Below are 13,175 nucleotides of genomic sequence, written 5' to 3' on the forward strand. Positions count from 1 at the left end.
GTTCAGATGGACGGGAAAACCCTATGCTTTTAGCATAGATTGGAATGATAGCTGGATTAGCTCTAAAAAAAGGAACTATTTGTTGGAAAAATGGTGTATAAATTTTCGGTAAATTGGCTCTATTGGTTCATTTCTCTGAATATATGGCATGATAATATCGTACAACCATGATTGAAAAGTAAAAATAATTGAGTAACTTTCAAGTGTGTAAGTTTATTTTTGTTAAGCTTGTCAGACGTTGAATTTAATACTTTAGAGTTATGGAAATCTCCTTTGAAAAGAAAATATTCCTAGGATTTGTCATCAATGTACTTGTTGTAATTGCATCAGGCTGGATTTTTATTTCACGACTTAGCAAGGAAAGAGATGAGACGATGGATTCGAGGTTGAATTGGATAGAAATTTTCCTTTTTTTTCTTTCGGTTGTTTTGTTAATCGTGGTGTACTTTATTATTCGGGCGCAATTAAAAGCTAAGGCTATTTCTCAAAATCTACTTTTAGAAAACAAACAACTCCTTCAGTCCATAATTGATAATACCACTAATCCCATTTTTATAAAAAAAATAAATGGCGAATATTTGCTGATTAATAAGCAATTTGAGTCTTTATTTCAGATTTCGAATGAAGAAATTATAGGTAAAACAAATGAAGATTTTCTGCCTAAGAATGTGGCTGATGCCTATCGGAATTCTGATTTCGAAGTGGTAAAAGCACTTAAAGAATTAAAATCAGAAGAGACGATTGAGCTGCCGGATGGGCCACATACTTATATTGCCGTCAAATTTCCTTTATTTGATTCTAATGGCAGGGTTTATGCCGTGGGAGGGATTTCTACCGATATTACAGATAGAAAAAAACTGGAAGAATCCTCTAAATCAGCTGATAAATTCTTTAATATGTCATTAGATATGTTGATTATTGCTTCAGCTGATAAATTCATAAAAATAAACCCTGCGGTCAGTAAAATTTTAGGTTACTCTGAAGACGAGCTCTTAAGTCATTCCTTTCTTTCGTACGTTCATCCTGATGATGTTGAAATTACCAAAAAAGAGGTTGGAAAACTTCAAACAGGTATTGTGTCGTTAAAATTTGAAAATAGATATATATGTAAGGATAGATCGTTCAAATGGATTCTCTGGTCCGTTTATCCGGATGTTTCAACAGGGCTATTATATGCCGTTGCAAGAGATATTACGGATATGAAAGCAAATGAAAATTCCATAGCAGAAGCCGATAAATTTTTTAATTTATCGTATGAATTGTTTGTGGTCGCCAAAGGAGATTACTTTATAAAAGTGAATCCGGCTTTTACAAGAATTCTAGGTTTTAGTCCAGAAGAAATAAATGACAAACCATTTCTGTCTTTTTCACATCCAGATGATCTTAAAGCATCTACTGAAGCAATTGAAAAATTAAAAAATGGCGGGACTATGCTGAATTATAGAGCGAGAGCGCTCTGTAAAGACGGATCTTATAAATGGTTAGAATGGTCCAGTGCAATTGATGTCCAGACAGGGATGATGTATGCTGTGGCTCGCGATGTTACGGAAAAAATACAAAATGAGGAATCCTTAAAAATATCCAATATGTTTTTTAATATGGCATTCGATATTCTTACTGTGGCTAAAGGAGACCATTTTATTAAAATTAATAAGGCGTTCACCAAAACACTTGGTTATAATCAGGAGGATATGGATCGAGTGAAATTTATGGATTTAATTCATCCTGATGACAAGGCAACAGCTACTGAAATATTATCTAAACATTTAAAAGGTGAACCTGTTGTCAACTTTAGAACGCGATTTTTGTGCAAAGACGGATCCTATAAATGGTTGGATTGGAATAGCAATATGGATCTGGAGCAGGGGGTATTTTATTCCGTTGGGCGGGATGTTACAGAAATGGTCAAACTAGAAGATGAAGAACAAACTGCCATAAATGATCTCTATGAAAATGAAGAAAAATTGAGACTGATAGTAGAAAATATTGGGGAAGGGGTTATTGTTGCCAATGCCGATAAAAAAATAGTGTTAGCCAATGAAATGGCCAATGAAATTTTTGGAATTGAAGAAGATGAAAAAATATCATCTCATTTGACGGACCATTTTGAATTGTATTTTCCGGATGAAAAAACTATTTTTCCTTCGCAAAATTTACCTATGGAACGGGCGTTGAACGGTGAAATCACTGATGATGTGGAAGTAGTGCTGTGGAATCCAGTTGCTCAGCAAAAAAAACGGGTGCTCATTAGTGGAAGACCACTAGTGGATCAAAATAACAAAGTTGTTGCTGCAGTTGTCACCATTAAAGACATCAGTAAATACAAACAACTCGAACAAGAATTAAAAGAAACAGAGTTAAAATACAGGCAGCTTATAGGATTTAGAAAAGGTGGCGAAACAGCGATTTGATTAAAAAAAATCTTAGCGCACTTTTTTAATAAGCGTTATAAATATAAAAAAACCATCCAGCTAGTGGATGGTTTGAATTTAATTTTTTACTGGATTAACAGTATTCGTTGAAAGCGTCTTTTAAGTTTTCAGCGATTAATTCTGCCGGGCGACCTTCAATGTGATGACGCTCTAACATGTGAACTAATTCACCATCTTTAAATAATGCAATACTTGGCGATGATGGAGGAAAAGGAAACATAAATCCTCTGGCTGCATCTACTGCTTCTTTGTCAACACCTGCAAAAACCGTAATTAAATGAGCTGGTTTTTTAGTATTGTCTAGGCTCATTTTTGCTCCTGGACGTGCATTTCTTGCTGCGCAACCACAAACAGAATTTACGACTACAAGAGTGGTTCCTTCCGATTTTATTGCGTTTTCAACTGCGTCAGCGGTATGTAATTCTTGAAAACCTGCGTCAGTTAATTCAGCACGCATCGGTTTTACCATTTCTTCTGGATACATATCTTTTTTATTTAAAAAGTTTAACGTTTTTTGTTTATCCCGAAACTACGGGCTTGCAAAGTTACAAAGTTTACATTCAAGAATAGTAGTTGAATTATAAAGTTTTGTTATTGTTTGATTGTTATTTCATTGTTTTGAAAACGACATGAAAAATAGCTTTAATAAATAGCATTTTGGGGCATTTTAGAATGACCTGAATGTCTTCTTTTAATGAAGTTTCTTCGTCTAAGAATTTGAAAATTAATTGCGAATTTCCTTTTTTAAATAATGAAGAAAAAATGGTGGAGCCGATTTCGTTTTTACGGTCTAAAATATCTAAAAGTAATAAATCATAAAACCAGAATTTGGTTCTTTTATGAAACTTGGTAAAGTCGGTTTCTCTTTGAAGAAAGGAAACCAATTCAGTAGATTTTTTATTAGAATTTTTAAAAGTATACCCAGTGCTGGCTTTAGTCCAACCGCCGGCGGTACCTATATTAATGACATTTTTGGTGTTTAATTTCCAAAAAGGATAACAGGTCATAGGAATACTTCCTTGTTCTTTTTCTATGATTTCGTAAGTAGTAATACCAAGATTTTGAATGTATTTTTTGATTTCAGTTTCATATTCCGCTTTTTCAAGATGATTTTGAGAAAACAAAGTATATTCCAGTAAAGCTTCGGTCCCGGAAGTGGGCAATACATACATAAAGCGCGTATTTCCTCTTTGTTCTACTGAAAAATCCATAAATGTAGCCTGGCCAGGATTAAAAACAGGCTGTTCGCTTTTTATAAACCAACCCATAAAATGCTGCTGTAAAACAGGATATTTAGTTTGATTTTCGGCTTTTCGTTTGTTGTAGATACTATTGAATAGTTTTGAACAGGAGAAGCTTTCCGAATCAGTTTGTATCAAAATTATATTTTCGGATTCTTCAATTTCGATTACTTTTTGATTGACAAAAGTGATATTTTCTTGTTTCGAAATCAAATCAAATACTTGGTTGTAAAAATCCAAGCCGCGTACCATGTTGTATTGATACGGTTTTAAATCTAAATTCCGACGAAAGTCTTCATTGGCAAATAAAGCGGAATTCCATTTTTTTGAAATTGAATCTTCCCATACAGTGCCATTTTTATCCCAAAAACACCACGTTCTATCGTTCGTTTTTTTAGCGTTTTCATCAATGAGCAGCATGCTATTGTCTTGGAATTGTCCCGAAAGCACCATTTTATAAATGGTCATCAAAGCCGATAGTCCAGTTCCAGTAAAGATGTAATCGAAGTGTTTCATTGGGAATTTTAACAATTACACCAAAAATAGACATTTTATTCTTTTAGTTTCTCTAAAAGGAGTTTAAACTCTTTTGGTTTTATGTAGTTGTTATCTTGAAAAATGATTTCGTTTTTACTGTTTAGAACACATAAAGCAGGATAATTCAGCTGTTTGTTAATGGTTCCTAGTTGCATCGCCAGTTCATGAATTCCGGAAGTATTTCCCGTAGATTTAAACTTAAAAATAGCGTTGTTAAAGATGATTGTTCGTTTTTCTTCAGCATTGAAAGCAATGAAATAAAAAGTATTGTTTAGTTCCTTTATGATGCTTTCGTTTTTGAAAGTCGTGTTTTTCATTGCATGACAGAATTGGCACCAATTGGTATGAATAAAAACGACAACTTTCCTTTTTTCAATATTTTGCAGACTATCTATTTGTTCAAAAGAAACCAAGTTTAGCTGTGCAAAACCAGATGGAATCACCGAAAATAAAAGTAACAGTAATAGAAGTTTTTTTCTCATTTACTTTAAATTATAACGCAGTCCAAAAAAGCTGCGAATACCTTGGTTAGGTCCATAGACATAAGTAGTGTCAAATGTTAATCCGTAAGGGTTTTGTGGTGTGGCCAGTACTTGTCCATTAGAATCGTAGGTTACATTTTTGTCAAAAGGGTCATTTGTTCTGGAAATCAAAAATGGATTATTCTGTTTTGGCAGAAAATTCAAAATGTTTTTAATTCCGACATAGAACTCAAAATTTTTCCAACCAGAATAGGTAAGTTGTATGTTTTGTAAACTATATGTGGGTGAATTTGGACTTCGAGGGTCTAAAGGACTTAATAATGGTAATTTCATTGGTCCATATACATTTCCGGTATAGTCAATATTCAAATCGATCGTTTTTATTTTATAGGATACGCTCCATGTTGCAGTAAAATTTTCGGTTAGAAAAGGTGTTTCTTTAATTCCGTTTTCAACATTTTTATTATTAAGTAAGGAAGCGCCTGCTATGATTTTTAATCCGTTAGGGAAATTGATTTCTATATTGGTGCTTATTCCTTGGCTTATTGCGTATCCGTTGATGTTGTCATAAATTATTTTATTGGGATCAGTCTTATAATCGGAAACAATTTTATTACTGAATCGGGTATGAAAAAGTGCCGTTTCAATTCCAATAAATGTACCATTGCCAAAATTTATTTTTTTGATGTAATTAAAATTTACGTTTACAGATTGTTCCGGTTTCAAGTTATTAGCAACTACAATTTCCCTAGCACCTGTTAAGGCTGCATGGTCTTCAGTGAATAAATTTACTACTCTAAAACCCGTTCCAGTATTTAAACGAAGAATATTATTGTCATTCAATTTCCATTTATAGGCTAATCGTGGTGTCAAAATACTTCCGTGAAAGGAGTTGTAATCATAACGCATTCCTAATAATAGTTTGTGTTTTTCAGTGAACGTGATTTCGTCTTGAACAAAAATACCGGGTAACCAAGTTTTCTCCGGATTGTTATCTCCAAGAGCTGCTGTCGCAGGAGTATTGTCATCATAATAATTGTAACGGGCTGCTATTCCTGTGAGCAGGTCATTTTTTCCTGATTTTTTATCCCAAGTTAATTGCATAAAACCAATTTTTTGGTTGGCTATATAGTTTGTCAGGCCGTAACGACTGTCTTGGTAATGGACGTTTCCAGAAAATGAAAGCATCAGTTTCTCTTGAAATGGCAATTGATAACTTCCTATAAGTTCCGCCCGTTTTGTATAGATGCTTTCGCCGTAAATTTCGTCTCCTCCACGGTCTTTTTTCTCCCAGCGCATGTCTCCGCCAAAACGATCTTCATAGACCGAACGTGCAGCAATAGTGAACAATCGATTTTCTTTTCTATCAAAAGTCCATTTTTGAAAAAGTGAAATTCGGTTGGAGAGCGAAACATCGGTAAATCCATCTTTATCGTTATCAATTCTATTGTTGTACTTGAAATAATTTAGACCTAATAACGCCGTTGCTTTCTTACCAGCATTCAATTTTACACCTACGTCAATATTGGTTTCCAGCCATGAAGTACTAAAAACATCCGCGGAAAATAATGGTGCATTTATCGGGTTTTTAGTGATGATATTAATTAAACCACCCACAGCTTCGCTGCCGTATAATGAAGATGCAGGACCTTTTACAATTTCAATTCTTTCTACCAAGGAATTTGGGATTCCGGATAATCCGTATACTGTTGATAAGCTGCTTACAATGGGCATCCCGTCTATTAAAACCAAAGTATAAGGCCCTTCCAGTCCGTTAATGTGAATGTCACCGGTATTACAAACACCACAATTAAGTTGCGGTCGGACTCCGTTTACGTTTTGAAGTGCTTCATAAATACTTGCGGTAGGATTTTTTTTGAAAAATATAGGGGAATAAACTTCAACTGGGACGGCACTTTCCAGTCTTTTTACCGCTTTTAAAGTTCCTGAAACAACTACTTCGTTCAGTTGGTTTTCAGTATTGGAGAGTTCAAAATCTACAATTGTGTTTCCCTCTTTTTTGACGATTATATTTTTTCTGGATATTTGAAAACTGTTGGCTACAACCTGAATTTTATAAGTGCCTTCTGGAATATTGTTTAATGTATAGTTGCCCAAGCTATCGGATTTAGTTTTATAATTAGTTTCCATTATAACAATACTTGCATTAGGAATCGCTTTTTTTTCTGATGAGACGAATCCTGAAACAAAAGTTTTTTCTTGTGCATAACTGAAGTCTACAACAAGAAAAAGGGATAAAATAAATATTTTTTTCACGATGCTTAAATTAAATTTAGACAAAGCTAAAAATTATATTTTGCAAAACAAATTTTTTAATTACTTTTGTATCAATAATTTAAAAACAGCCATGGGAAAATCTTTAGAAGAAGTTCACGGATCGGTAGTTACACAGGATAAAAAATCAGTGTTCAGAAAAATATTAGCCTTTTTTGGACCAGCCTATTTAATCAGTGTTGGTTATATGGATCCGGGAAATTGGGCCACTGATATTGCCGGTGGAAGCCAGTTTGGTTATGCCTTGCTTTGGGTTTTATTGATGAGTAATATGATGGCTTTGTTGTTGCAAAGTTTGAGCGCACGATTGGGAATTGTTACTCAACGCGATTTGGCGCAAGCGTCACGGGAAACCTATTCCCCATTTATCAATTACATCCTGTATTTTCTTGCCGAAATCGCTATTGCTGCCTGTGACCTTGCCGAAGTTTTGGGAATGGCTATCGGAATCAATTTACTATTTGATATTCCCCTCATTGAAGGGGTAATAATAACTGTTTTAGATACTTTTTTATTGCTTTTTCTAATCAATAAAGGCATCCGAAAAATGGAAGCTTTTATCATTGTATTGGTTGCAATCATTGGGTTCTCTTTTATTTTTGAGATGATTTTTGCCCAGCCTGAGGTGGACAAGGTTTTATTAGGATTGATTCCTTCCATGCCTAACGAAGCAGCACTTTATATCGCCATCGGGATTATTGGGGCAACGGTTATGCCACACAATTTGTACCTGCATTCCTCATTGGTGCAAACCAGAAATTTCGATAGAAGCAATGCGGGGATTAAGCAAGCTTTAAAATACAATTTCATTGATTCCGCTATTGCGTTAAATCTGGCCTTTTTTGTAAATGCCGCTATTTTAATATTGGCTGCAGCCACATTTTATAAAAACGGCATGTTCGAAGTCGCCGAAATTCAAGATGCGCACCGCTTTTTAGCACCGCTTTTAGGGAGTAAATGGGCACCAATATTATTCGCCGTGGCTTTGATTGCGGCAGGACAAAGTTCGACCGTTACCGGAACATTAGCCGGTCAAATTATTATGGAAGGCTATTTAAATTTACGAATCCAACCTTGGGTTCGAAGAATAATCACCCGATTAATCGCCATTGTTCCAGCCGTAATTGTAATCTCTATTTTTGGCGAAAGCGTCACAGGAAAATTACTGATTTTAAGTCAGGTGATTTTGAGTTTGCAATTGGGTTTTGCGATTATTCCGCTGATTCATTTTGTAAGCGACAAATCAAAAATGAAGGGATTTCACATTGGTAAAGTTACCCAAATTACTTCTTGGATTGTGGCAACCATTATCGTTTCGCTGAATGCAAAATTAGTTTTTGATGAAATAAACGGTTGGCTTGAAACTGCTGATAAACCCATTATATTATGGTTTACGGTAGTTCCTTTAGCATTTGGTTTCTTGATTTTGTTGCTTTATATTGTATTCAACCCATTTATTGTCAAAACAAAAACCAGCATTCTAAACCATTCGCCGCACAATCTAAAATTGCAATTTTCTAAAACGGGAATCTATAGCAAAAAGGAAATTGCTGTTTCGGTAGATTTTTCCAGCGCTGATGAAGTAGCATTAAACAACGCTTTTCAATTAGGTGGAATTGATGCGAAATACACCTTAATTCACGTGGTAGAAACTGTTGGAGCACTAGTATATGGCGAAAAAATTGATGATCATGAAACTTTAATCGACGAAAAATTATTAAACGAATACAAAAATATATTATCGGAAAAAGGATTTAAAGTACAGACAAAACTGGGATTTGGGAAACCAAGTAAAGTGATTCCTAACATCATCAATGAAGGAAATTTTGATATCTTGGTCATGGGAACGCACGGACATACTGGATTCAAGGATTTAATTTTTGGAACTACTGTTGATAAATTGCGACACAAAATAACAATTCCATTACTAGTCGTAAAAAATTAATTTTTTTGGTCAATCTTGTTTCAAAATTGAAAGCTATTTACCTTGCCAGTTCGCTTCTTGAGGCTAAAAAAAAAAAAAGAATACCTTAATCATCAATATAAAATCAAATGACTTTTTCAGAGGAAAACTATCTTAAAACTATATATCATTTAACTATTATTTCGGATTCAGAGGTAAGCACCAATGCGATTGCCGAAAAAATGGAAACCAAAGCATCTTCAGTTACTGATATGCTTAAGAAATTAGCCGAAAAAGACTTCGTTAATTATAAAAAATACCAAGGGGTTTCGCTAACTGAAAAGGGGAAACTATCTGCAAAAATGATTGTGAGGAAACACCGTCTTTGGGAAGTTTTTCTGGTCGAAAAACTTAATTTTTCTTGGGATGAGGTGCATGATATTGCAGAACAATTGGAACACATAAAATCTGAAAAACTCATCAATAAACTCGATGATTTTCTGGGAAACCCAACAGAAGATCCACATGGTGACCCCATTCCGGATGTGAACGGACGAATCATCAAAATTGAAAAGCAACTGCTTTCTGAATTACATGAAAATCAAATAGGAATATGCGTTGGCGTAAAAGATACTTCTTCAGAATTTCTTAAATATTTAGATAAGCAAGGAATTGCATTGGGTTCTAAAATCGAAATCATAGCAAAAGAAAGTTTCGACCTTTCAGTAAAAATAAATGTAGATACTAATGATATGACGATCTCAAATAAAATTGCCAGTAATCTTTTTGTGAAGTTGAATTAGAAAATATGGCGTTATCTTTGAAAGAACTAAATTAAAAATAATTCAATTATGAAAAAGGTATTACTGCTATTTCTAATCGTATTTAATTCTCTGGCATTTGCACAAAACACGCCAAAGGAAAATATTAAATATGTAAAAATCACCCAAAAGAAATGCCTTAAAAAAAGTGGCTGTCAAATTGTTTTTAAAGAATTAGTAAGTGATTCCCGTTGTCCGGAGGGAGTGACCTGTGTATGGGCTGGCGAGGCTTCAGCCATTGTGTCACTCTATAAAGATTCAAAATTAGTTGAGGAAAAAACGATCGTCTTTTCGATGAAAAACATAGAGGAAAACAAACAATGGTTTTCTAAATATCTTCCCGTAAAGCAGCGAAAAATAAAAACTGTGGGTGTTTTTCCTTATCCGAAGCAAGGTGTCGTCGGTAACAAAAAAGACTATTATATAAAAATCGGGTATGTAAAGTAAGTCTGTTTTTATCCCTTTTTAAAACCAATTAATTTTCGGTATTTCTGCTCACTTTCTTCGAGAGCTACTTCCAGTTCTTTGTAATAGGTGATGTCTTTTATGTTAGCAACTGCTGCTATAACATAATTATTGTCATCTATAATTGGTCTGCCGCTAATGACGACCCGTTTTTTAGTTTTAGTTTCTGAATCTTCAATTATTATTTCAACGTCATCAGTTGACTCTCCTTTTAAGGCTTTGTCCAAAGGAAGATTTTGGGCTGGGAAAACGGTTTTTTCGTCAGGATAATATAAATTATATTTAGTTGACCAATCTAGAGTAGTGGGGGCTGAGGAGTCTTGTTTAATCCCTATAATTTCTTCCGCCATATGATTGGATAAAACAATTCTTTTTTGGCTGTCAGTAACAATAATGCCCTCACCAATATTCTCTAATATCAATTTCAATTTTAATTCGTTAAGTTGCACTAATTTATCGGCTTCTATTTTCTCGTTTTCTAGTTTTTTGCCTATTGAAATGTCTTTAACAAAAGCAATAAAAATGTATTTGCCTAAAATGGTAGCTTGTGATACTGTCAACTCAATATCAAATTCAATATTTTGTTTGTTAATTGCTGTGGTTTCAAATGTTTTAGTAAGGATGGGTCCTTCGCCGGTGTCTATAAAATGTTGAAGCCCTTTTAAATGATTTTCTCGATGTTGTTTTGGCATAATTAATTCATGCATTTTTTTACCTAAGGCTTCTATAATTGTCCAGCCAAATATTTTTTCGGCTTGCGGATTCCATCTCATAATGATTCCTTCGTCATTTATTACAATTAAAGCATCTGGCGCCTCGTTAAATATAGTTTGTAATTGACCTTCGCTTTCTTTAAGTTTTTGTTCCGCAGCTTTGCGTGCCGTAATATCTCTCAGAATAGATTTATGCCCAGTTATCCTATTACCTTCTCTTAACTGCATCACCGTTTGTTCTACCCATTTTAGTTCTCTTGATTTGGTAAGAATGGGAAATGAAAATACAGTTTCATCTACTTTGTTTTTAAATTGATTTAAATAGAACTCCGCCACACGGTCTTTCCACTCGGGAGCAACCAGCTCTGAAAAATGTTTTCCTGTAAGTTCATCTTGGGTGTAACCAGTTAGTTTTTTACAGGCAGGATTGATATAGGTAAAATAACCCTTGTAATCGGAAGTATGCACAACATCACTTATGTTTTCAACAATTTCACGATATTTTTCTTCGCTTTTACGAAGGGTTTCGATGGCTTCTGCTAGTTGGGCAGTCCGCTCTGTTACTTTTTGTTCCAGTTGCTCATTTAGTTTTTTAATTTCATTTTCCGAATTTTTTCGTTCCGTGATATCATGAAAAACAGCTACTGCCCCATTGATCTTACCAGCCGAGTCTTTTAAGGGTCTGGCAGATATCATGACAAAATTGCCTACAGTTTTTTTATAATTTTGTACAAATATTTCCATGTCTTCCACTTCCTCGCCATGTAATGCTTTAACTATAGGAAGGTCATCAGTACCTAAAATAGTTTTAGTATCAGGCCAAAATATGCCGTAGGTGTCAGCCCATTTCTCTTCGGGTATATCGAGCAGTCCAATGCCAATTATTTTTTCAGAAGCAGGATTCCAAATGATGAATTTTCCATTTTCATCAGCAACGACTAATCCATCACCCATATTTTGAATAACGGATTGTAATAGTGTGTTTTGTTCATTTAACTGTTCTTTGGATTGTGCCACTTCATTATCTCTTTTCTCAATAGTGGAAAGCATGTCATTAAGTCCTAATGAAAGGGTGCTGATTTCGTCTTTCCCTTCAACAATCGTACGGGTTGTATAATCATTTGTATCCTTTATTTGCTGTATCACTTTTACCAAGTTCAGCAAGGGTTTTGATATGTATTTTTTTATGATAATGGCAATTAAAAATGCCAGTCCTATCCCGACAATTAATAAAACAACTCCCAGACTCAAAATATCCATTTTTATTTTATTCAATTCCGATAATTCAAAGCGGATGCATACTAATCCTATTGTTTTACTATCTTTTTTGATCTTGCTGTAAACAAAAAGGTTTTTACTGGTAAACAAAAAGCTTTTTTGATCCATCGCAGGTACAACAAACTGATATTTTGGATTGGTCCCCTTTTTAGCGTAGGATGCAAAGACTTTTCCGTTTCTGTCCAATATATTTGCATTTAAAAGATCATTTTGCACTTTTAGTTCCGATAGTATTTTATTTGCCGCAGCATTATCAAGAAATTCTAAAGCGGAAACACTATTGAAGCCTACCACTTTCGCAATAGCAATTGAACTGACAATTTTTCGGTCCTTGAATCCTTTAATGTCTATAAGTACAAATGCGGTAATACATATTCCTAATACAAACGCGGAGGTAAAAACCTGCATTAGTACCAATTTATTCTTAATCGAGATATTACGTAGATTCATCATTTATAATGTTTTTTCGTATTATTGGACAATAATAGCATGCTGTAATAGAAACGAACTGATGCCAATTCCGGCTTTATTTATTGCTTTTAGATTTACTTCAAATTTTAATTTATTGTCGACTATAACAAAATTCATATGCGCCCCTTTTTTTCCATTTCCATTTCGCTCTGTTACGATCAATACGGGCTTTCCTGAAAATTTAGAAAGAATGGTTTCAATTGGTACGGTACTGTCGTAAGGAACAAACAGAATGTTACAAAAGCTGATCTCATCTAAATTTTTATATTCCTTAATGTCAATTTTTTTAGTTTTAGGAATACCTTGTAAAGAGGCGGTAATTGGACTTTCTTCTAGAATGGCGATCTTAAAAGTTTGATTCTTGGAATAATCTTTCCAATTAACATAATCTATAAAACGATACAGGAAAGCAGCTTTTAAAGCATATTCCTTTCCCCCGGCACTCTCTTGTGCTGCTATTGGATTTCCTACCATCATTGTGATGATTACTCCCCAAAAAAAGATGTTATTTGTAAGTGTCATGACATTTTATTTTAA

10 protein-coding genes are annotated in these 13,175 nt (G+C 34.3%); 4 read left to right on the forward strand and 6 right to left on the reverse strand.

Annotated elements, in window-relative coordinates:
• Window positions 1-260 precede the first annotated feature (260 nt).
• Window positions 261-2,411, forward strand: coding sequence for a PAS domain-containing protein (locus ACFX5D_RS03215; protein WP_379856819.1), 2,151 nt, complete (start codon window positions 261-263; stop codon window positions 2,409-2,411).
• 94 nt (window positions 2,412-2,505) lie between these two features.
• On the opposite strand, the gene ACFX5D_RS03220 is transcribed toward ACFX5D_RS03215, so the two are convergent.
• From ACFX5D_RS03220 to ACFX5D_RS03235, 4 genes are all read right to left on the reverse strand, one after another.
• A complete protein-coding gene (locus ACFX5D_RS03220; RefSeq protein WP_379856820.1) occupies window positions 2,506-2,916 on the reverse strand; it encodes a BrxA/BrxB family bacilliredoxin in 411 nt (136 codons plus the stop codon).
• Window positions 2,917-3,037: 121 nt separating this feature from the next.
• Window positions 3,038-4,189 (reverse strand): lycopene cyclase family protein, encoded by a 1,152-nt coding sequence (locus ACFX5D_RS03225; RefSeq protein ID WP_379856821.1) that lies wholly within the window; start codon window positions 4,187-4,189, stop codon window positions 3,038-3,040.
• Between the two features lie 35 nt (window positions 4,190-4,224).
• Window positions 4,225-4,692: a thioredoxin family protein gene (locus tag ACFX5D_RS03230; RefSeq protein WP_379856822.1), complete on the reverse strand. Its 468-nt coding sequence runs from the start codon at window positions 4,690-4,692 to the stop codon at window positions 4,225-4,227.
• Window positions 4,693-6,969: a TonB-dependent receptor gene (locus tag ACFX5D_RS03235; protein WP_379856823.1), complete on the reverse strand. Its 2,277-nt coding sequence runs from the start codon at window positions 6,967-6,969 to the stop codon at window positions 4,693-4,695.
• A gap of 91 nt (window positions 6,970-7,060) precedes the next feature.
• Between ACFX5D_RS03235 and ACFX5D_RS03240 the strand changes: the two genes are divergently transcribed.
• The 3 genes from ACFX5D_RS03240 (at window position 7,061) to ACFX5D_RS03250 (ending at window position 10,158) form a co-directional block, all read left to right on the forward strand.
• Window positions 7,061-8,932: an Nramp family divalent metal transporter gene (locus tag ACFX5D_RS03240; protein WP_379856824.1), complete on the forward strand. Its 1,872-nt coding sequence runs from the start codon at window positions 7,061-7,063 to the stop codon at window positions 8,930-8,932.
• A 107-nt stretch (window positions 8,933-9,039) separates the two neighbouring features.
• Window positions 9,040-9,693: a metal-dependent transcriptional regulator gene (locus ACFX5D_RS03245; protein WP_379856825.1), complete on the forward strand. Its 654-nt coding sequence runs from the start codon at window positions 9,040-9,042 to the stop codon at window positions 9,691-9,693.
• A 48-nt stretch (window positions 9,694-9,741) separates the two neighbouring features.
• Window positions 9,742-10,158: a hypothetical protein gene (locus ACFX5D_RS03250; protein ID WP_379856826.1), complete on the forward strand. Its 417-nt coding sequence runs from the start codon at window positions 9,742-9,744 to the stop codon at window positions 10,156-10,158.
• An 8-nt stretch (window positions 10,159-10,166) separates the two neighbouring features.
• Here the strand turns inward: ACFX5D_RS03250 and ACFX5D_RS03255 are convergent, their stop codons facing one another.
• Both ACFX5D_RS03255 and ACFX5D_RS03260 read right to left on the reverse strand, forming a co-directional pair.
• Complete coding sequence (locus ACFX5D_RS03255; RefSeq protein ID WP_379856827.1) at window positions 10,167-12,620, reverse strand: PAS domain S-box protein; 2,454 nt, start codon at window positions 12,618-12,620, stop codon at window positions 10,167-10,169.
• A gap of 18 nt (window positions 12,621-12,638) precedes the next feature.
• Window positions 12,639-13,160 (reverse strand): YfiR family protein, encoded by a 522-nt coding sequence (locus ACFX5D_RS03260; protein WP_379856828.1) that lies wholly within the window; start codon window positions 13,158-13,160, stop codon window positions 12,639-12,641.
• Window positions 13,161-13,175: the final 15 nt, after the last annotated feature.

This window comes from Flavobacterium fructosi (assembly GCF_042787335.1).
In the GTDB taxonomy this organism is placed as follows: Bacteria; Bacteroidota; Bacteroidia; order Flavobacteriales; family Flavobacteriaceae; genus Flavobacterium; species Flavobacterium fructosi.

What these genes read in the sequence shown, in the direction of transcription:
- ACFX5D_RS03215 (WP_379856819.1), top strand. Translation starts at nt 261, where the DNA reads ATGGAAATCTCCTTTGAAAAGAAAATATTCCTAGGATTTGTCATCAAT.
- ACFX5D_RS03230 (WP_379856822.1), bottom strand. Translation starts at nt 4,692, where the DNA reads ATGAGAAAAAAACTTCTATTACTGTTACTTTTATTTTCGGTGATTCCA.
- ACFX5D_RS03245 (WP_379856825.1), top strand. Translation starts at nt 9,040, where the DNA reads ATGACTTTTTCAGAGGAAAACTATCTTAAAACTATATATCATTTAACT.
- ACFX5D_RS03220 (WP_379856820.1), bottom strand. Translation starts at nt 2,916, where the DNA reads ATGTATCCAGAAGAAATGGTAAAACCGATGCGTGCTGAATTAACTGAC.
- ACFX5D_RS03255 (WP_379856827.1), bottom strand. Translation starts at nt 12,620, where the DNA reads ATGATGAATCTACGTAATATCTCGATTAAGAATAAATTGGTACTAATG.
- ACFX5D_RS03225 (WP_379856821.1), bottom strand. Translation starts at nt 4,189, where the DNA reads ATGAAACACTTCGATTACATCTTTACTGGAACTGGACTATCGGCTTTG.
- ACFX5D_RS03260 (WP_379856828.1), bottom strand. Translation starts at nt 13,160, where the DNA reads ATGACACTTACAAATAACATCTTTTTTTGGGGAGTAATCATCACAATG.
- ACFX5D_RS03240 (WP_379856824.1), top strand. Translation starts at nt 7,061, where the DNA reads ATGGGAAAATCTTTAGAAGAAGTTCACGGATCGGTAGTTACACAGGAT.
- ACFX5D_RS03250 (WP_379856826.1), top strand. Translation starts at nt 9,742, where the DNA reads ATGAAAAAGGTATTACTGCTATTTCTAATCGTATTTAATTCTCTGGCA.